General features: G+C 67.6%; 20 protein-coding genes and 1 tRNA gene. 15 read left to right on the top strand and 6 right to left on the bottom strand.

All coding sequences use genetic code 11. The annotated features are described in order from the left end of the window. The 7 genes from QQK83_RS08855 to QQK83_RS08825 all read left to right on the top strand — a co-directional run bounded on the left by QQK83_RS08855 (position 1) and on the right by QQK83_RS08825 (position 7,265). Entirely contained in the window at positions 1-267 is a 267-nt protein-coding gene (locus tag QQK83_RS08855; RefSeq protein WP_284263479.1) for a hypothetical protein, read from the top strand. Further along, positions 267-1,343, top strand: a complete 1,077-nt coding sequence (locus QQK83_RS08850) for a branched-chain amino acid ABC transporter permease (protein WP_284263478.1) — start codon at positions 267-269, stop codon at positions 1,341-1,343. Before QQK83_RS08855 ends, QQK83_RS08850 begins: the two co-directional genes overlap by 1 nt. A 141-nt stretch (positions 1,344-1,484) precedes the next feature. Beyond that, on the top strand, positions 1,485-2,762 hold the full coding sequence (locus QQK83_RS08845) for an ABC transporter substrate-binding protein (RefSeq protein ID WP_284263476.1): 1,278 nt from the start codon (positions 1,485-1,487) through the stop codon (positions 2,760-2,762). A gap of 156 nt (positions 2,763-2,918) precedes the next feature. After that, positions 2,919-3,779, top strand: a complete 861-nt coding sequence (locus tag QQK83_RS08840) for an ABC transporter ATP-binding protein (RefSeq protein WP_284263474.1) — start codon at positions 2,919-2,921, stop codon at positions 3,777-3,779. Then, entirely contained in the window at positions 3,779-4,963 is a 1,185-nt protein-coding gene (locus QQK83_RS08835; RefSeq protein WP_284263540.1) for a phenylacetate--CoA ligase family protein, read from the top strand. Before QQK83_RS08840 ends, QQK83_RS08835 begins: the two co-directional genes overlap by 1 nt. Before the next feature lie 80 nt (positions 4,964-5,043). Further along, positions 5,044-6,726, top strand: a complete 1,683-nt coding sequence (locus tag QQK83_RS08830) for a peptidoglycan-binding protein (protein WP_284263472.1) — start codon at positions 5,044-5,046, stop codon at positions 6,724-6,726. Then, positions 6,723-7,265 (top strand): DUF4329 domain-containing protein, encoded by a 543-nt coding sequence (locus tag QQK83_RS08825; RefSeq protein WP_284263471.1) that lies wholly within the window; start codon positions 6,723-6,725, stop codon positions 7,263-7,265. Before QQK83_RS08830 ends, QQK83_RS08825 begins: the two co-directional genes overlap by 4 nt. A 104-nt stretch (positions 7,266-7,369) precedes the next feature. Here QQK83_RS08825 and ykgO read toward each other — a convergent pair whose 3' ends face one another. Continuing rightward, positions 7,370-7,495: a type B 50S ribosomal protein L36 gene (ykgO, locus tag QQK83_RS08820; RefSeq protein ID WP_012177066.1), complete on the bottom strand. Its 126-nt coding sequence runs from the start codon at positions 7,493-7,495 to the stop codon at positions 7,370-7,372. Between the two features lie 138 nt (positions 7,496-7,633). Continuing rightward, positions 7,634-7,708 (bottom strand) — tRNA-Val (locus tag QQK83_RS08815). 166 nt (positions 7,709-7,874) lie between these two features. On the opposite strand from QQK83_RS08815, the gene QQK83_RS08810 reads away from it, so the two are divergent. Beyond that, positions 7,875-8,732, top strand: coding sequence for an N-formylglutamate amidohydrolase (locus QQK83_RS08810; RefSeq protein WP_284263448.1), 858 nt, complete (start codon positions 7,875-7,877; stop codon positions 8,730-8,732). 322 nt (positions 8,733-9,054) lie between these two features. Here the strand turns inward: QQK83_RS08810 and QQK83_RS08805 are convergent, their stop codons facing one another. Continuing rightward, positions 9,055-10,308: a DNA polymerase IV gene (locus QQK83_RS08805; protein ID WP_284263447.1), complete on the bottom strand. Its 1,254-nt coding sequence runs from the start codon at positions 10,306-10,308 to the stop codon at positions 9,055-9,057. A gap of 161 nt (positions 10,309-10,469) precedes the next feature. Here QQK83_RS08805 and QQK83_RS08800 point away from each other — a divergent pair, with 161 nt between their 5' ends. Further along, the gene (locus tag QQK83_RS08800) at positions 10,470-11,357 is read left to right on the top strand and encodes an SPFH domain-containing protein (protein ID WP_284263446.1); all 888 of its coding nucleotides are present in this window, start codon (positions 10,470-10,472) and stop codon (positions 11,355-11,357) included. Then, positions 11,357-11,641 (top strand): NfeD family protein, encoded by a 285-nt coding sequence (locus QQK83_RS08795; protein ID WP_284263445.1) that lies wholly within the window; start codon positions 11,357-11,359, stop codon positions 11,639-11,641. Before QQK83_RS08800 ends, QQK83_RS08795 begins: the two co-directional genes overlap by 1 nt. Positions 11,642-11,653: 12 nt before the next feature. Here QQK83_RS08795 and pyrF read toward each other — a convergent pair whose 3' ends face one another. Further along, complete coding sequence (gene pyrF, locus QQK83_RS08790; protein WP_284263444.1) at positions 11,654-12,352, bottom strand: orotidine-5'-phosphate decarboxylase; 699 nt, start codon at positions 12,350-12,352, stop codon at positions 11,654-11,656. A 306-nt stretch (positions 12,353-12,658) separates the two neighbouring features. Here pyrF and clpB point away from each other — a divergent pair, with 306 nt between their 5' ends. The 3 genes from clpB to QQK83_RS08775 all read left to right on the top strand — a co-directional run bounded on the left by clpB (position 12,659) and on the right by QQK83_RS08775 (position 15,909). Continuing rightward, entirely contained in the window at positions 12,659-15,274 is a 2,616-nt protein-coding gene (gene clpB, locus QQK83_RS08785) for an ATP-dependent chaperone ClpB (RefSeq protein WP_284263443.1), read from the top strand. Positions 15,275-15,421: 147 nt separating this feature from the next. Continuing rightward, entirely contained in the window at positions 15,422-15,571 is a 150-nt protein-coding gene (locus QQK83_RS08780; protein WP_284263442.1) for a hypothetical protein, read from the top strand. Positions 15,572-15,582: 11 nt separating this feature from the next. Further along, a complete protein-coding gene (locus QQK83_RS08775; RefSeq protein WP_284263441.1) occupies positions 15,583-15,909 on the top strand; it encodes a NirD/YgiW/YdeI family stress tolerance protein in 327 nt (108 codons plus the stop codon). An 80-nt stretch (positions 15,910-15,989) separates the two neighbouring features. On the opposite strand, the gene QQK83_RS08770 is transcribed toward QQK83_RS08775, so the two are convergent. Next, the gene (locus QQK83_RS08770) at positions 15,990-16,499 is read right to left on the bottom strand and encodes a fasciclin domain-containing protein (RefSeq protein WP_284263440.1); all 510 of its coding nucleotides are present in this window, start codon (positions 16,497-16,499) and stop codon (positions 15,990-15,992) included. A gap of 97 nt (positions 16,500-16,596) precedes the next feature. Next, positions 16,597-17,076, bottom strand: coding sequence for a fasciclin domain-containing protein (locus QQK83_RS08765; protein ID WP_284263439.1), 480 nt, complete (start codon positions 17,074-17,076; stop codon positions 16,597-16,599). A 340-nt stretch (positions 17,077-17,416) separates the two neighbouring features. Between QQK83_RS08765 and msrP the strand changes: the two genes are divergently transcribed. Together msrP and msrQ are read left to right on the top strand one after the other, a co-directional pair. After that, positions 17,417-18,322 (top strand): protein-methionine-sulfoxide reductase catalytic subunit MsrP, encoded by a 906-nt coding sequence (gene msrP, locus QQK83_RS08760; RefSeq protein ID WP_284263438.1) that lies wholly within the window; start codon positions 17,417-17,419, stop codon positions 18,320-18,322. Between the two features lie 4 nt (positions 18,323-18,326). Continuing rightward, positions 18,327-18,965 carry a protein-methionine-sulfoxide reductase heme-binding subunit MsrQ gene (gene msrQ, locus QQK83_RS08755; protein WP_284263437.1) on the top strand — a complete coding sequence of 213 codons (639 nt, stop codon included), beginning with the start codon at positions 18,327-18,329 and terminating at the stop codon, positions 18,963-18,965. The last annotated feature ends 329 nt before the right edge of the window (positions 18,966-19,294 follow it).

Genomic DNA, 19,294 nt, shown 5'->3' with positions numbered 1-19,294 from the left:
ATGACCTTGACCGGCAAGCAATCCCCCCCGCCCAATGCCTTCGCAAACCAGGGCAGGCCTGTGTTCGTCACGGGCGGACGCCCCGCGCGGAAGTTCTGGGCGATCACCTGCACCGTTGGGTTCGGCGTGTTCTGGTTCGCGGGCCTGTTCCTTGTGGCCGAGCTGTTCGGCGCGCGTGACCTGACGGTCTGGCCGCTTGTGCTGACGCCGCTCGGCTTTCTCGTCGGCACGCTGGGCCGGATCATGATGACAAGGGAGACCGCCTGATGTTTTACCGTGAAGCGGGCGATTTCAAGACGTCCTACGCCGCCGACAACCAGACCTTTCCGATCGCCTTTGACCGGTATCGCTATTACATCGTGCTGCTGATCGGGTTGGGAGTGATCCCTTTCGTCATCACCGACTACTGGGCGAACGCGATCCTGATCCCCTTCCTGATCTATGCCATCGCGGCCATCGGGCTGAACATCCTGACGGGCTATTGCGGGCAGGTGTCACTGGGCACCGGCGGGTTCATGGCGGTGGGGGCCTTTACCTCCTACAAGCTGATGACGGCCTTTCCGGGGCTGGACATGGTGACGATCACGCTGTTGTCGGGGGCGATGACGGCGATGGTCGGCGTGGCCTTCGGCCTGCCCAGCTTGCGGATCAAGGGGTTCTACCTGGCGGTGGCGACACTGGCGGCGCAGTTCTTTCTCGTGTGGCTCTTCAACAAGGTGCCGTGGTTCTACAACTACTCGGCCTCGGGGCAGATCAGCGCGCCGGAGCGGACGCTGTTCGGCATCGCGGTGACGGGGCCGAACGCCGAGGCCTGGGCGAAATACCTGTTCTGTTTCGCCTTCGTCTTCGTGCTGGCCTGGATCGCGCGGAACCTGACGCGCGGATCCATCGGGCGGCAGTGGATGGCGATCCGCGACATGGACATCGCGGCCGAGATCATCGGGGTGAACCCGCTGAAGGCCAAGCTGACGGCCTTTGCGGTGTCGTCCTTCTACGTGGGCATCTCGGGGGCGCTGCTGTTCACGGTCTACCTGGGTGCGGCCGAGGTGGGCGAGGCCTATGGCATCATCAAGTCGTTCCTGGTGCTGTTCATGATCATCATCGGGGGGCTCGGCTCGATCTTCGGGGCCTTCGCGGGCGCGGCCTTCATGGTGATCCTGCCGGTGGCGCTGCGGAATTTCTTTGCCGGCAGCCTGGGATGGGACCCGGCGCTGGCGACGCATTTCGAATTCGTCATCGTGGGCGCGCTGATCATGTTCTTCCTGATCGTCGAGCCGCACGGGCTGGCGCGGCTGTGGTCGCTGGCGAAGGAGAAGCTGAGGTTGTGGCCCTTCCCGCATTGAGCGGGAGGGCCCGGCGGTGGGCGGGATCGCCCACCCTATGATTGCGGCACCGGCCGGGAGGAGGGCGGGCCGCCGAGCGAGAAACCCGGGGACAACCGGGGCGCAAGACTGAACGGACAAACCCAAAGGGAGGAACCCCCGATGAAGAAACTGGCAACATTCGCAGTGGCGGGCGTGATGGCCGCAGGCCCCGCGCTGGCGGATCTCGTGATCCCCGACCTGCACTATCGCACCGGCCCCTATGCCGCGGGCGGCATCCCGTTCTCGGACGGCTACCAGGATTACTTCAACCTGCTGAACGCGCGTGACGGCGGCATCGGCGGCGAGACGGTGCGCATCGTCAGCTGCGAAACGGCCTACAACACCGAGCGCGGTGTGGAGTGCTACGAATCGACCAAGGGCGAAGGCGCGCTGGTCTACCAGCCGCTGTCGACCGGCATCACCTACCAGCTGATCCCGCGCGCGACCGCCGACGGCATCCCGCTGCACACGATGGGCTATGGCCGGACCAGCGCCGCCAATGGCGACGTGTTCAGCCATGTGTTCAACTACCCGGCGAATTACTGGGACGCGGCGAGCGTGATCATCAACCAGCTGCTCGAGGAGAACGGCGGGTCGCTGGAAGGCAAGACCATCACGCTGCTCTACCACAACTCGGCCTATGGCCGGGAGCCGATCCGCACGCTCGAGACGCTGTCGGAGATGCACGGGTTCGAGCTGTCGCAGCTGGCGGTGGACCATCCGGGCCAGGAGCAGGGCAACCAGTGGCTGACGATCCGCCGCGAGCGTCCCGATTATGTCGTGATGTGGGGCTGGGGCGTGATGAACCAGGTCGCGGTGCAGGAAGCCATCAACACCCGTTTCCCGATGGAGAATTTCATCGGCAACTGGTGGGCGGGCGCCGATCATGACGTGGCGCAGGCCGGTGCGGATGCGGCGGGTTACCGCGCGCTGAACATGAACCGGCTGGGCGACATGCCGGTCTTCGACGAGATCCGCACCCATGTCCACGAGGCCGGGCTGGCCGCGGGCGACGGGACCAACGTGGGTTCGGTGCTGTATACCCGTGGGATGTATGCCGCGATGCTGGCCGCCGAGGCGATCCGCACCGCGCAGGAGATCCATGGCGTCGCCGCGATCACGCCCGCGATGATGCGCGACGGGATGGAGGCGCTGGAGATCACCAACGCGCGGATGGAAGAGCTGGGCATGCCGATGATCGGGCCGGAGTTCGCGGTCAGCTGCGAGGATCACGGCGGCACCGGCATGGCGATCATGACGCAGTGGAACGGGACGGAGTGGGTCACGCTGACCGACTTCATCGCGCCTGACGACAGCGTCACGCAGCCGCTGATCGAGGAGGATTCGGCGCAGTTCGCGGCCGAGAACAACATCTCGAGCCAGTGCGGCGAGAGCTGATCCAGGACCCCCGGCGGCGGCGCGGGTGTCGCCGCCGGGATTTCCGTATTTTCGGGAAGATGAAGGCGGGGCGTGGGCCTTGGGGGCGCGCGCGTTAACCTTAACGGGATATCAACGGGGCTTGTGACGGGCGCCGTGGCAGGGGAGAGCCGGGAGATGCTGGACCAGCCTTTGGAGACCCATGGCGATGGCGTGGCGCCGGAGCTGGACGGGGCGGAGACGCTTCTGGAGGTCAACAATATCGAGGTCATCTACAATCACGTGATCCTCGTGCTGAAGGGTGTCAGCCTGAAGGTGCCGAAAGGGGGCATCACCGCGCTTCTGGGCGGTAACGGGGCAGGCAAGACGACGACGCTGAAGGCGATCTCGAACCTGCTGCATTCCGAGCGCGGCGAGGTCACGAAGGGGTCGATCCTCTATCGCGGCGAGCCGGTGGCCGATCTGACGCCGTCGGACCTTGTCGACCGGGGCGTGATCCAGGTGATGGAAGGGCGGCATTGTTTCGAGCACCTGACCGTCGAGGAGAACCTGCTGACCGGGAGCTACACGCGCAAGGACGGGCGTGGCGCGATCGCCGCCGACCTGGAGATGGTCTATGATTATTTCCCGCGGCTGAAGGAGCGGCGGGGGAGCCAGGCGGGTTATACCAGCGGTGGCGAGCAGCAGATGACGGCGATCGGGCGGGCGTTGATGAGCCGGCCCGAGACGATCCTGCTGGACGAGCCGTCGATGGGGCTGGCGCCGCAGCTGGTGGAGCAGATCTTCGGCATCGTGAAGCGGCTGAACGAGGAGCAGGGGGTGACCTTCCTGCTGGCCGAGCAGAACACCAACGTGGCGCTGCGCTTTGCGCATTACGGCTACATCCTGGAATCGGGACGGGTGGTGATGGACGGGCCCGCAGCCGATCTGCGCGAGAACCCGGATGTGAAGGAGTTTTACCTCGGCATGTCCGAGGAGGGCCGGAAATCGTTCCGTGACGTGCGGAGCTACCGGCGGCGCAAGAGGTGGCTGAGCTGATGCTGGACGAGAACCGCAAACATTACGACGCGCTCGAGACGCGCAGCGCCGATGCGCGGGCCGCGGACCAGTTGGCGCAGCTGAACGCGCAGCTGGCCTCGAACGGTATGGCGGCGGTGGCGTCGCTGGACGAGCTGGCCGGGCTACCGGTGCTGCGCAAGTCGGAGCTGGTGGCGCGGCAGGCCGAGCATCCGCCCTTCGGCGGATTGCCGGTGCGCAACCTGGCCCATGTGTTCCAGAGCCCCGGCCCGATCTACGAGCCGGGCGGCGTGAGCCATGACTGGTGGCGCATGGGCCGTTTCCTGCATGCCGTGGGGATCGGGGCGGGCGACGTGGTGCAGAACTGCTTCGGCTATCACCTGACGCCGGCGGGCATGATCTTCGAGAGCGGGGCGCGGGCGGTGGGGGCCGCGGTGTTGCCAGCCGGTGTGGGGCAGACCGAGTTGCAGGTGCGCGCGGCGAAGGACGTGGGCTGCACCGCCTATGCGGGGACGCCGGATTACCTGAAGGTGATCCTCGACAAGGCGGACGAGATGGGGGTGGAGCTGGCCTTTGCCCGCGCCGCCGTCGGGGGGGGCGCGTTGTTCCCCTCGCTCAGGACGGAATATGCGGATCGCGGCATCGCCTGCCTGCAGTGCTATGCGACCGCCGACCTGGGCAACATCGCCTACGAGAGCGAGGCGATGGAGGGGATGATCGTGGACGAGGGCGTGATCGTGGAGATCGTGCGCCCCGGCACGGGCGACCCTGTCGCCGAGGGTGAGGTGGGCGAGGTCGTGGTCACCACGCTGAACCCCGATTACCCGCTGATCCGTTTCGCCACCGGCGACCTGTCGGCCGTGCTGCCGGGGCAAAGCCCCTGCGGGCGGACGAACCTGCGGATCAAGGGCTGGATGGGGCGTGCCGACCAGACCACGAAGATCAAGGGCATGTTCGTGCGCCCCGAGCAGGTGGCCGAGTTCGTGGGCCGTCATGCCGGGGTCGGGCGCGCCCGCGTCATCGCCACGCGCGAGGGCGAGATGGATGTGATGACCGTGCGGGTCGAGGCCGAGGGCGCCGACGCGGATGCGCTGGCCGAGAGCGTGGCCGCGGTGATGAAGCTGAAGGGGCGGGTCGAGATCGTGGCGCCCGGAAGCCTGCCGAATGATGGGCTCGTGATCGACGATCAACGAAAGTACGAGTGATCGGCGGAGTTGGTTATCGGTTAACCGGCGGGGATCGTGCTACCCCGAGGGGGAAACCGGACCCAACGGAGGTAGCCGCCATGCGCGCCCTGATTCCCGCCCTGATCCCCTTTGCCCTCGCCCTTGGCGCTGCCACGCAGGCCGGGGCGGATACCGCCCTGCTGATTGCGAATGACCGCTACGGCGCGGCGCAGAACCTGAACGGCGGCGACGAGATCCTGTCGCTGGAGGGGCCGCTGGACCGCGCGGGCTTCGACGTGATCGTGGTGGAGAACGGCACCGCCGAGGCACTGCGCGCGGCGGTGTCGGCCCTGCTGGAGGCCGAGGAGAGCGAGCGCGTTCTGGTCGCCCTGTCCGGGCACCTGCTGCATTCCGCGGTGGGGACATGGCTTCTGGGGACAGATGCGGAGCGGCCGGACCTTGCCACGGTCGGCGCGGAGGGGATCGCGCTGGACGTGCTGTTCGAGATCGCGGCGCGTGCGCCGGGGCGGGCCGTGGTGTTGCTGGGGCAGGAGATGCGGCGGATCGAGCCGGGCGCGGGGCTTGCCCGCGGGCTCGGGGTGCTGGAGGCCCCGCAGGGGGTGACGATCGTGACCGGGGCGACGGACGCGCTGGCCGACCTGGCGCGCGACGTGCTGTTGCGGCCGGGGGCCGACCTTGCCGAGGCGCTGGAGGAGGCGCGCGGGCTGCGCGCGGTCGGGTTCGTGTCGCCCGCGCTGCCCTTCCTGCCGGTTCCGCCGGTCGAGGCGGAGGAGCAGGGCGAGGCGGAGCCGCCCACAGGCCCCTCGGAGGAGGAAGCGGCGCTGTGGGCCGCGGTGCAGGAGTTGAACACGCCCGGGTCCTATCGCGCCTATCTCGAGCAGTTCCCGGCCGGTGTCTTTGCCGGGGAGGCGCGGGACCGGGTTGCGGCGCTGGAGGCGGAGGCCGCCGACCCGGTGGCGCGGGCGGAGGCCGCAGAGGCGGCGCTGTCCCTGGGCCGGTCGCAGCGGCAACAGATCCAGCGGGATCTGAGCCTGCTCGGTTACAACACGCGGGGGATCGACGGGATCTTCGGGCCCGGCACGCGCGGCGCGATCCGCGGTTGGCAGGGCGCGCGCGGCTTCGAGGTGACCGGGTTCCTGACCGGGCCGCAGATCGCCGTGCTGCGCGAGGCGGCCAGCCGACGCGCCGCCGAGCTGGAGGAAGAGGCGCGGCTTCAGCGCGAGGCCCAGGCGCAGGCGGATCGCGCCTTTTGGCAGGCGACGGGACAGGGCCGGGACGAGGCGGCGCTGCGCGCCTATCTCTCGCGTTATCCCGACGGGCTGTTCTCGGAGGTGGCGCAGGCGCGGCTGGACGAGATCGACGCGGCGCGCATGGCCGAGGTGGAAGCCCAGGAAGAGCGCGTCTGGGAGGAGGTCCGGGCCGCCGATTCGGTGGCGGCCTACCGGCGGTATCTCGAGCTGTATCCGGGCGGACAGTTCGCCGATGTCGCGCAATCGCGGCTGTCGGTGCTGGAAACCGGGCTGACCCCGCGCGAGCTGTCGCTGGCCGAGGCGCGCGAGGCGGCGCTGAACCTGACGCCGCAGATGCGGCAGCTGGCCGAGCAGCGGCTGGCGGCGCTGGGGATCGATCCGGGCCGGGTGGATGGACGCTTCGACGGGCGCGCGCGGGCGGCGATCCGCGAGTATCAGCGGTCGCGGGGCATGGGCGCGACCGGGTATCTTGACCAGATGACGGTTGTGCGCTTGCTTGCGGAGGCCATCGGAGGAAGGATTTTCGAGTGAAGCAGTTTACGAGTGGTGGGGTGGCCTGTGCCCTGTTGGCCGTTGGTCTGGCAGGCGGGGCCCTTGCTCAGGACCCTGCCGAGCTGGAGGTTGCGCGGGAGATCCTGATGGATCTGCAGCCGCGCAGCTTCGCGGAGAATCGCGAGTATTGCGGCTATATCGGGCTGTTGCCGGATGGCGGTTACATGGCGACCGAGGTCACGCGGGGCGACGCGTGGTCCTGCCTCAGCCGGGGTGACGAGAGCCGGTTCCTCGAGGTGACGGCCTCGTTCCACACCCATGCGGCCTTCGACAGCGGGGCCGACAGCGAGGTGCCGTCGAGCACCGATCTGCTGGGTGACATGGAGGAGGGCGTGAACGGGTACGTGGCCACGCCCGGCGGGCGGCTGTGGTACATCGACGGCGAAGAGGGCCTCGCGGTGCTGGTCTGCGGGCTGGGCTGCATGGGGCAGGACCCCGATTTCATCGCGGGCGACGCCGGGCCGATCGAAGCGCGCTACACGCTGGATGACCTGCTGCGCCGCGAGGCGGGCGACTAGGCGCGCGCCGCTCGCACATGCGCGTGGCGGGTGGGCCTGGCGGGTGGGCAGACCGAAAAAAGCCGCCCCGAGGGCGGCCTTTCCGATCAGCTTGCGCTGCGGTCTCAGCCCTGGCGGGCCTTGAAGCGGCGCTGGGTCTTGTTGATCACGTAGACCCGGCCCTTGCGGCGCACGACGCGGCAATCGCGGTGGCGCTGCTTGAGCGAGCGGAGCGAGTTCTTGACCTTCATGGCCTTCTCCTTCGTCGCGGCGCGGCGATGCGCCTTGGGTTGTTGTCTGGCCCCGCGGGGGACCGGCGAATTCCTTGCCACGGGACCCGACGCTGCCGCGCTGTCCCCGTCGCTGCCCCCTTTCAAGAAAAGGGAAGATGGTGGGCGGTACTGGGATCGAACCAGTGACCCCTACGATGTCAACGTAGTGCTCTACCGCTGAGCTAACCGCCCGAACCCGACCGGGACCTTGCAGGTGTCACCCGCCGAAAGGCCAGGTGCCGCGCCGCCGCCGCTTGGGTGTGCGGTCTATAGAAGGAAGATCGGAGGGGTTCAAGGGCTTTTGGCCTCGCGCGAAAACCCGCTATATCTTTGCGGAACGGACAGACCCGGAGTGCGCATGCCGCCTGCCTATCGCCTAGATCGCCCGCGCGACCTGTTGACCCCCGTCGTCGTGGCGACGCCGCATTCGGGGCGCTACTATCCGCCGGAGTTCCTTGCGGCGACAGTGCTCGATTCGCAGGGCATCCGCTCGTCCGAAGATGCGTTCATGGACATGCTCGTGGCAGAGGCGCCGCGCCTGGGAGCGCCGCTGATCGCCGCGGAATATCCGCGCGCCTGGCTGGACCTGAACCGAAGCCCCGACGAGATGGACCCCGCCGTGGTCGAGGGCGTGCCGCGGGGTCTGCAGACGCCGCGCATCTCGTCCGGGCTGGGCGTGATTCCGCGGGTCGTGGCCAATGGGCGCGCGATCTACCGCGGCAAGATCAGCCGCGCCGAGGCCGAGACCCGAATCGCCGAGGTCTGGCGGCCCTACCATGCCGCCCTGGGCGGGCTGATGGGCGAGGCGCAACACCTTTACGGCGAGGCGGTGCTGCTGGATTTCCACTCGATGCCGCACGAGGCGCTGGACGGGGTCACGCGCGGAGGTCAGCGCCGGCCCGATGTCGTGCTGGGCGACCGGTTCGGCGCGTCGGCCGCGGCCGAGCTGGTGGATGTGCTGGAAGCGGCCTTCGTCGCCGAGGGGTTGAGCGTGATCCGCAACGCGCCCTTCGCGGGGGCGTTCGTCACGCAGCATTACGGACGGCCCGCGCGCGGGCGGCACGCGGTGCAGATCGAGATCGACCGGGCGCTTTACATGAACGAGCGGCTGCTGCGGCCCTCGGGCAATTTCGACACGATGAAGCGGATCGTCACCAATGTGATCGACCGGGTGATCGCCACGCGCCCCGGTCGCGTTCCGCTGGCCGCCGAATGATGCGCCGCTGACCAAAAGGAGCGGCTTGGGCCGCGTTTCTTTCAGGTCGCTTCGCTCCGTGAGTCTTTTGTTTGCGCTTCGCGCGTGGGGGGCTCCGCCCCCGTCCCTTCGGGACTCCCCCGCCATATTTGAAGGATGAAGATGCGGTGGGCGCGCGCGTGCTGCATCTCTATCCCGAAAATATGGCCGCCGGAGGCATCGACCCTTGCGTGACCCTCACGTGAGAGATGCCCTCCGAGGTCCGCACCAGCGCCGGCCAAGGGGTTCGGAAAACCTTGTTTTCCGCCACGGGCGACGGCGCAGCCGGCGCAATCCCCGGATCTCAGCGCAACGCGCGGCCCTTGAGGATCGCGTCTTCACCGAAGCGCGCGCGGATCGCGTCGGTGGCGCGCTCGGCCTTGATCCGGCGGGCGGCCTGCGGGTCGAGCAGGTCGCCGGAACGGTCGGCGGCCTCGGCCGGGATCAGCTCGGAGAGGCCCACGCCGATGAGGCGGTAGGGGCGCGGGTGGTCGGCCTGGTCGTAGAGCGTGCGGGCGCTTCGGTAGAGGCGGTCGGCGACCTGGGTGCCGTCGGGCAGCGACAGGCGGCGGGTCAGGAGCCTGAAATCGTCGCGCTTGAGTTTCAGCGTGACGGTGCGGCCCGCCAGCCCCTTGGCCTTGGCGCGGTCGGCGACCTTTTCGGCCAGGCGCCAGATGTGGCCGTCGAGGATGTCGGGGTCGGATATGTCCTCGGCGAAGGTGGTTTCGTTCGAGATCGACTTGACGGCACGGTCGGGGGCGACGCGGCGGGTGTCTTCGCCGCGGCAAAGGTGCCAGAGGCGTTCGCCCATCGTGCCGAAACGCTCGTGCAGGTCGCGCCTGTCCCAGCGGCGAAGGTCGGCGAAGCTGCGGATGCCGACCGCCTCGAGGCTGGCCTGTCCGGCGGCGCCGATGCCCCAGATCATGCGCACGGGCTTGTCGCTGAGGAAATCGAGGGTTTCCGCCTGGCCGATCACGGAAAAGCCGCGCGGCTTGTCGAGGTCGGAGGCGAGTTTCGCCAGGAACTTGTTGTGCGACAGGCCGATGGAGCCGGTGATGCCCAACTCGGTCTGCATCCGTTTCACGAGCCGCGCCAGCAGGACCGCGGGGGGCGCGCCGTGGAGCCGCGCGGTGCCGGTGAGGTCGAGAAACGCCTCGTCGAGCGAGAGGGGTTCGATGGCGGGTGTCATGTCCTCCATCATCGCGCGGATCTGTCGGGAGACCCGGGCGTAGACCTCCATCCGGCCCTTCACGACGACGGCCTCGGGGCAGAGTTTCAGGGCCTGGAACATCGGCATAGCCGAGCGGACGCCCTTGATGCGGGCGATGTAGCAGGCGGTGGAGACGACGCCGCGGCGGCCGCCGCCGATGATGACGGGCTTGTCGCGCAGGGCGGGGTTGTCGCGTTTCTCGACGCTGGCGTAGAAGGCGTCGCAATCCATGTGGGCGATGCCGAGATCGAACAGCTCGGGATGCGCGGTGATCCGCGGGCTGCCGCAGGCGGGGCAGCGGCGTCCGGTCTCGAAAGGATGCAGGCAATCGCGGCACAGGGCGGGCATGGCGTGAAGATAGGCGCTTTGCCGGGGGCGGGGAAGGTGGCGGCGATCCGGGGAACGGCGGAAATCCACCGGTGGGGCATGGCGTTTATGCCTAGCCTTGGGCGGGATTGCCCCGCATATCTTCGGGTATGAAGCCCGACAGCCAACAGACGAGTATCGACATGGACCAATTGCTTGCCGATCTTCTTGGCGGGAACCTCGTGATCCTGCTGCTCGCCCTTTTCCTCATCCTTTGCATCTTCCTTGCGATCCGGATCGTGCCGCAGTCCGAGCAGCATGTCGTGGAGCGCTTCGGGCGGCTGAAGGCCGTGCTGGGGCCGGGGATCAACTTCATCGTGCCCTTCCTCGACCGGGTGGCGCACAAGGTCTCGATCCTCGAGCGGCAGCTGCCGACGGCGAGCCAGGACGCGATCACCGCCGACAACGTGCTGGTGCAGGTCGAGACGAGCGTCTTTTACCGCATCCTCGAGCCGGAAAAGACGGTCTACCGCATCCGCGATGTCGATGCCGCGATTGCCACGACGGTGGCGGGGATCGTGCGGGCCGAGATCGGCAAGATGGAGCTGGATGAGGTGCAATCGAACCGCGCCACGCTGATCGCCACGATCAAGACCAGCGTCGAGGATGCCGTCGACAACTGGGGGATCGAGGTGACGCGGGCGGAAATCCTGGACGTGAACCTCGACCAGGCGACGCGGGACGCGATGTTGCAGCAGCTGAACGCCGAGCGTGAGCGGCGCGCCGCGGTGACGCGGGCCGAGGGGCAGAAGCGGGCGGTGGAGCTGAACGCCGACGCCGAGCTTTACGCCGCCCGACAGGCCGCCGAGGCGCGGCGGGTCGAGGCCGATGCCGAGGCCTATGCCACGGGCGTGGTGGCCGAGGCGATCGCGCGGGGCGGGCTGGAGGCGGTGCAATACAACATCGCGCTCAAGCAGGTCGAGGCGATCGGGTCGGTCGCCAACGGGCAGGGCAACCAGACGATCATCGTTCCCGCGGATGCCGTCGATGCCTTCGGCAAGGCGTTCCAGATGCTGAAGGGGCGCGGCTGATGTGGGCCGCGTGGTGGGTCTGGGGTGTTGCGGCGGTGATGCTGGCCATCGCCGAGGTGCTGGTTCCGGGCTTCGTGCTGCTGGGGTTCGCCGTGGGCGCGGGTGTCGTTGCGCTGCTCTTGCTGGTGGGTGGGCCGCTGGCGGTGTGGCTGGGCGGCTCGCTGCCGGTGCTGCTCTTGGTCTTCGCGGTGGTGTCGCTGGTCTCGTGGCTGGGCTTGCGCCGCTGGGCGGGCGTCTATCGCGGGCAGGTGAAGACCTTTGACCGGGATATCAACGACGGGTGACCGCGTCGCGGTTCAGGCCAGTTCGGCCGTGATCGCCTGCGCCGCGGTGCGGGGGTCGTCCGCTTGCCAGACGGGGCGGCCGACAACGATGTGATCGGCCCCGGCGGCGATGGCGGCGGCGGGGGTGGCGATGCGCTTCTGGTCGCCGGTGGCGCTGCCCGCGGGGCGGACGCCGGGAGTGACGATCAGGCGGCCCGCCGATTGCGGAAGCGCGCGGATCATCGCGGCCTCGTGCGGGGAGGCGATGACGCCATCGGCCCCCGCCTCGAAGGCGCGGGCGGCGCGGGCGGCAACGATCTCGGCCATGTCGCCCGGCACGATCAGGTTGGCATCGAGGTCGGCGCGGTCGTTGGAGGTCAGGATCGTGACGGCGAGGATCTTGAGCGGCTTGCCCGCGGCCCCCTCCTTGGCGGCGCGCACCACCTGCGGGTCGCCGTGGACGGTCAGGAAATCGAGGTCATAGGCCGCGATGCCGCGCACGGCCTTTTCCACGGTGGCGCCGATGTCGAAGAACTTCATGTCGAGGAAGATGCGCTTGCCGTGTTCCTGCTTGAGCTCGTTGGCGAGCGCGAGGCCGCCGCCCGTGAGCATCCCCAGCCCGATCTTGTAGAACGAGACCGCGTCGCCGATCCGCCCGGCCAGTTGCAGGCCCTGAAGGGCGTTGTCGACATCGAGGGCGACGATCAGGCGGTCATCGGCGGGGCTGGTCATGGAGGCTGGCCTTTCGGAACGTATGGTCCGCCCGTTCCTAGGCCTGCGCGCCCGATCTGTCCATTGGAGTCGGGGGGCGCGGGTACCGCGAGATGCGCCCCCCTTACGCGGCCAGAAACACACGCGGCCGCCTGGCGTTTTGTGACAGATTCCCGGCCGTCGTCCTAGCGTAATGTTTCCACTGTGGATTTCGGTGTGACTTGCAGGGCATGCCCATGCATCCCACATAAATGCACGAGGCCCACAGGCCGCCATGCCGCGTAGCCGGGTGGTGGCAGACCGGGTGCTTTGAAAAGGAGAAAGACCATGAACTTGGAGAAGTTCACCGATCGCGCCCGCGGGTTCCTTCAGGCCGCGCAGACGATCGCACAGCGCGAGGACCACCAGAAGCTGGCCCCCGAGCATGTCCTGAAGGCCCTCATGGATGACGAGCAGGGGTTGGCGTCGAACCTGATCGCGCGGGCGGGCGGTGCGCCGCAGCGCGTGCTGGAGTCGGTCGACCTGGCGCTGGCGAAGATGCCGAAGGTGACCGGCGATGCCGGGCAGACCTATCTCGACAAGCAGACGGCCAAGGTGCTCGATGAGGCCGAGAAGATCGCGCAGAAGGCGGGCGACAGTTTCGTCGCCGTCGAACGGCTGCTGACCGCGCTGGCCGTGGTGAAATCGGGCGCGAAGGACGCGCTGGATGCGGGCGCGGTGAACGCGCAAAGCCTGAACGCGGCGATCAACGATCTGAGGAAGGGGCGCACGGCGGATAGCGCCGGGGCCGAGGACAGTTACGAGGCGTTGAAGAAATACGCCCGCGACCTGACCGAGGCCGCGCGCGAGGGCAAGATCGACCCGATCATCGGGCGTGACGAGGAGATTCGCCGCGCGATGCAGGTGTTGAGCCGTCGGACCAAGAACAACCCGGTGTTGATCGGGGAACCCGGCGTCGGCAAGACGGCGATTGCCGAGGGGTTGGCCCTGCGCATCGTGAACGGGGATGTTCCCGAAAGCCTGAAGAACAAGACGCTGATGGCGCTCGACATGGGGTCGCTGATCGCGGGCGCGAAGTATCGCGGCGAGTTCGAGGAGCGTCTGAAGGCCGTTCTGGGCGAGATCACGGCGGCGGCTGGCGAGATCATCCTGTTCATCGACGAGATGCACACGCTGGTGGGTGCGGGCAAGACGGATGGCGCGATGGACGCGGCCAACCTGATCAAGCCTGCGCTGGCGCGGGGTGAGTTGCATTGCGTGGGCGCCACGACGCTGGATGAATACCGCAAGTATGTCGAGAAGGACGCGGCGCTGGCCCGGCGGTTCCAGCCCTTGATGGTGGAGGAGCCGACGGTGGAGGACACCGTCTCGATCCTGCGCGGCATCAAGGAGAAATACGAGCTGCACCATGGCGTGCGGATCTCGGATGCTGCGTTGGTCGCGGCGGCGACGCTGTCGCATCGCTACATCACGGACCGGTTCCTGCCCGACAAGGCGATCGACCTTGTCGACGAGGCTGCCAGCCGGTTGCGGATGGAGGTGGACAGCAAGCCCGAGGAGCTGGACGCGCTGGATCGGCAGATCCTGCAGATGCAGATCGAGGCCGAGGCGCTGAAGAAGGAGGACGACCAGGCCTCGAAGGACCGGCTGGAGAAGCTGGAGAAGGAGCTGGGCGACCTGCAGCAGCAATCGGCTGAGATGACGGCGAAATGGCAGGCGGAGCGCGACAAGCTGGAGTCGGCGCGGACGATCAAGGAGCGGCTCGATACCGCGCGCGCGGAACTGGACCAGGCGAAGCGTCAGGGTGACCTCGCCCGCGCGGGGGAGCTGTCTTACGGCGTGATCCCGCAGCTCGAGAAGGAGCTGGCCGCGGCGGAGGAACAGGACGAGGACGTGATGGTCGAAGAGGCCGTCCGCCCCGAACAGATCGCCGCGGTGGTCGAGCGTTGGACCGGCATTCCGATGTCGAAGATGCTTGAAGGCGAGCGCGAGAAGCTTCTGAAGATGGAAGAGGAGCTTGGCCGCCGCGTGATCGGCCAGCGGCAGGCGGTCGAGGCCGTGAGCCGGGCCGTTCGGCGCGCGCGGGCGGGGTTGCAGGACGAGAACCGGCCGCTCGGCTCGTTCCTGTTCCTCGGGCCGACCGGCGTCGGCAAGACCGAGCTGACCAAGGCCTTGGCCGAGTACCTGTTCGACGACGACCAGGCGATGGTGCGGATCGACATGAGCGAGTTCATGGAGAAGCACTCGGTCGCGCGGCTGATCGGCGCCCCGCCGGGCTATGTCGGGTATGACGAGGGCGGCGTCCTGACCGAAGCCGTGCGGCGCAGGCCCTACCAGGTGATCCTGTTCGACGAGGTCGAAAAGGCGCATCCGGAGGTGTTCAACGTGCTGTTGCAGGTGCTGGACGACGGCATCCTGACTGATGGTCAGGGGCGGCGCGTTGACTTCAAGCAGACGCTGATCGTGCTGACCTCGAACCTCGGGTCGCAGGCCCTGAGCCAATTGCCCGACGGGTCGGATGCGGCGCAGGCCAAGCGCGATGTCATGGACGCGGTGCGGGCGCATTTCCGGCCCGAGTTCCTGAACCGGCTGGACGACATGATCGTCTTCGACCGGCTGACGCGGGTCGACATGGACGGGATCGTTCGTATCCAGCTGAAGCGGCTGGAGCGGCGGCTGGCGCAGCGGAAGATCACGCTGGAGCTGGACGAGGCCGCGTTGAGCTGGCTGGCCGACGAGGGGTATGACCCGGTCTTCGGCGCGCGCCCGCTGAAGCGGGTGATCCAGCGCAGCCTGCAGGACCAGCTGGCCGAGATGATCCTTGCCGGCGAGATCATGGACGGCAGCGCGGTCTCGGTTCATGCCGGGGTCGACGGGCTGATCGTTGGGGACCGCGTCGCGCCCTCGACTCGGCCCAAGCCGGATGATGCCGTGGTGCATTGAGTGCGCGCGGGTGTGACAGGCAAGGCCCCCGGTCCGGTGACCGGGGGTTTTCTTTAGGGAAATCCTATCAATATTGGGTGAGTGATAGTATTTAACGTGATTGGCTCCGTCCTACTTCTGCCCTGTGTCACAGCAAGGATCAGGACCATGACGGAACAGACGGAAGACAAGGGGCCTTCGCAGACGGACCGTCTGCGCGGTTGGTTGAAATCGGACGTGACGGTGACGCTGCCCGGCTGGGCGGTGGCGCTGGGCGGGGTGGCGGCGGTTGTCCTGCTGCTCGTCGCGCTGGATTGAGGGGGGCTGCGATGAAGGTGATGCTTCTGGGTGCCGCGCTGGCGCTTGCCCTGCCGGGTGCGGCGCTGGCCAAGGTGACCGCGGTCGAGGACCTGCGCCGCGGAATGGCGGTGACGGTCGAGGGCACGGTCGAGCGGATCACCGACGAGGACGAGTTCCTGTTGGCCGACGCGACGGGGCGCGTTCTGGTCTACATCGGGCCGAACGCCATGCCGGTGCGCGACGGTGAAAAGATCCGCGTGGCGGGGCGGGTCGATGATGACGGCCCGCTCGAGATCTACGCGACCGAGATCACGCTCGAGACCGGTCAAACTGTGGGATTGTCCTACCGCTACTGACGGCCTGCGGTGCCGTGCGACGCGAAAACGCCCCCGGTGCCTGTGCGCCGGGGGCGTTTCCGTGACGTCCTGTCGTCCGATCAGTGCGGCAGGAGCACGCGGTCGATCAGGTGAACCACGCCGTTCGAGGCGAAGACGTTGGGGGTGGTGACGCGGGTGTTGCCGTTCAGGTGGACCGCCGAGCCGGTGGCGTTCACGTTGATGAAGCCGCCCTGGAGCGTCGGCACGCGGCCGTGCTGACCGAGCAGGGCTTCGGCCGGGTAGTAGCTGCCCGAGACGTGGTAGGTCAGCACGCTGGTCAGCGCCGCGGTATCGGCCAGGAGCCCGTCCAGCACACCATGGGGCAGGGCGGCAAATGCATCGTTCGTCGGCGCGAACACGGTGAGGCTGCCCGGCGCTGCAAGCGCATCGACAAGGCCCGCGGCCTGAACGGCGGTCACGAGCGTCGACAGCTGCGGCGTGGCGACGGCAAGCTCGACGATGTTGCTGGTGCCGGTGACGGCGCGCGCCGGCACGGTCGACATCAGGCCGGTGGTGGCGGTCGCGGCAAGGCCGAGAGCGGAGGTGGTGAGGAATTTACGGCGGTCCATGGCAGATCTCCTTTACTGGACAGTTACACCCGGTCGTTATGGGTCTTGGAACAATGGCGCGCGCCCGGGACCGGCCCGGGCACGCGCCGGGTACCGATTACATCGGGGGCATGATCACGCTGTCGATGACATGGATGACGCCGTTCGACGCCTCGATGTCGGCGGTCACGACGGTCGCGTCGTTGACCATCACCCCGTTGTCGAGGTCGATGGTGATCTCGCCGCCCTGAACGGTGGCCGCCATCATGCCGTCGCTGAGGTCGGTGGACATCACCGCACCGGGCACGACGTGGTAGGTCAGGATGGCGACCAGCTGGTCACGGTTCTCGGGAAGCAGAAGCGACTCGACCGTGCCCTCGGGCAGGGCCGCGAAGGCTTCGTCGGTCGGTGCGAAGACGGTGAACGGGCCTTCGCCCGAAAGCGTCTCGACGAGACCTGCCGCCTCGACAGCTGCAACCAGCGTGGTGAAGCTGCCGGCACCGACAGCGGTTTCCACGATGTTCATGCCGTGGCCGCCGGCAAAGGCCGGTGCCGACAGGGCGGTGGTGGCAGCGAGAGCAAGGATCATCTTACGCATTTTGCGATCTCCTCAGTATGGTTTGGCGCGAGAGCGGTTGCCCTCGTCGAGCGGCGATGTGGCTGCGGCGCATACCGTTTCAAGCAAGGCGATTTTTCGCGGAGCGGCTTGACGAAGCGGGTTCTGCGCCTAAGCCGCGGCGCGCGCCGCCTTCCAGTAAAATGCGCGTGAGATCATTTGAGAGGCCGTGACCGAAAGGGTGTGAATTGTTTCAAGGCGGTGCCGCGCCGGTCGCGCATCGCTCGCGGTCCTTGAACAGTTTCGTGAGATCGCGTGTCACGGGTTGGGCCGGGACCCATATTCGGCAAAGCTCGAACCGCCACCGATCAAGGAGATACGCATGGCCCGCCGTTACACCTCCGACCTGACATGGGATGATGTGACCCCGAAGGAGACTTACCTCAACCGCCGTCAGATCATGGCGGGCGCGGGGGCGATGCTGGGCGCCGGCCTGATCGGGGGGGCTGCGCGGGCGCAGGATGCTCTCGAACCCAACACGTTCGAAGAGATCACGACCTACAACAACTTCTACGAGTTCGGCACCGGCAAGAACGATCCGGCCCGCAACGCGCACATGATGACGACCGAGCCGTGGTCCATCGTGATCGACGGCATGGTCGACAACCCCGGCACCTATTCCTTCGACGAGATCGTCGCGGGCATGACCATCGAGGAGCGCATCTATCGCTTCCGCTGTGTCGAGGCCTGGTCGATGGTGATCCCGTGGAACGGGTTCGAGCTGGCCGATCTGCTGACGCGGGTCGGCGTGCAGGAGGGCGCGCGCTATGTCGCCTTCGAGACGCTGCTGCGCCCCGAGGAGATGCCGGGCGTGCGGGTGCCGGTGCTGGAGTGGCCCTACCGCGAGGGGCTGCGGCTGGACGAGGCGATGCATCCGCTGACGATCATGGCGACGGGGCTCTACGGGGAACCGATGCCGAAGCAGAACGGCGCGCCGATCCGGCTGGTGGTGCCGTGGAAATACGGCTTCAAGTCGATCAAGTCGATCGTGCGGATCACGCTGACCGACGAGGAACCCTATGCCAGCTGGAACGCCGCGCAGCCGCGCGAATACGGGTTCTATTCCAACGTGAACCCGAACGTGAACCATCCGCGCTGGTCGCAGGCAAGCGAGCGGCGGATCGGCGGCGGGTTGTTCGCACCGCGCATCGATACGCTGATGTTCAACGGCTACGAGGACGAGGTCGCCTCGCTCTACGAGGGCATGGACCTGGCGGAGTTCTTCTGACGTCATGGCCGGCGCATCCGACATCCCGGCGAAACCGCCCCTGATGAGCCGCGTGAACGCGGGGCTGCGACGGGTGCCCCCGTGGACCCTTTATGTGGTGGGCGCCGCGTGGGGCGGCTGGCTCTTTTGGCTGGGCGCGACCGGGGGCCTCGGCGTCGAGCCCATCGAGGCGCTGGAACACCGCTACGGCGAATTGGCATTGCAACTGATCGTGGCGGGGCTGGCGGTGACGCCGCTCCGGCACTGGGCGGGGCTGAACCTGATGCCGTTCCGCCGGGCGATCGGGGTGCTCGCCTTCTTCTTCGTGCTGGCGCATTTCCTTGTCTGGGCGGTGCTGGACGTGCAGCGCCTGTCGGCGATCTGGGCGGATATCCTCGAACGGCCCTATGTCACCATCGGGATGGCGGGGTTCATGATGCTGATCCCGCTGGCCGTGACGTCGAACAACTGGGCGGTGCGCAAGCTGGGCGGCATCGCGTGGCGCAAGCTGCACCGGCTGGTCTACCCGGCGGCGCTGTTGGGGGCGGTGCATTACGTCTGGCTTGCAAAGGGCTTCCAGCTCGAGCCGCTGGTCTACCTTGGTGTGATCATCGGGCTGATCGTCCTGCGGGGACGCCGGCCCGAACGCCGCGCGGCCCCTTGAGTCGGCCGTGATTTCCGGCCCGGTGCCCCATATCTGGGGGTGCAGTTTTGCCTGGCCACAAGACAGCTGCGCATGGGCAGTTCCGGCTTGGCAGAGGCGTCGCCGGTGACGGCCTCAAACCGGCCTCCGGCGACCGAAGGGCGTGGTGCAACTGCATGAAAACAAACCGTTTTAGGGTGTGTCCGCAAAAAATGTCACCAATCTGCAAAAAAGCACTTGCGGGTGTCGTGAGGTATCCGTAGAAGCCCCTTCACCGGCGGCGCTGAGGCGCGGCGGGGCGCTGGACGGGGTCGCGGTTTACGGATCGTGACGCGGATGGCGGACACACT

Origin of the sequence: Roseicyclus amphidinii (genome assembly GCF_030163755.1) — a bacterium.
GTDB lineage: Bacteria > Pseudomonadota > Alphaproteobacteria > Rhodobacterales > Rhodobacteraceae > Roseicyclus > Roseicyclus amphidinii.
This window is presented reverse-complemented; position numbering and strand designations above follow the sequence as displayed.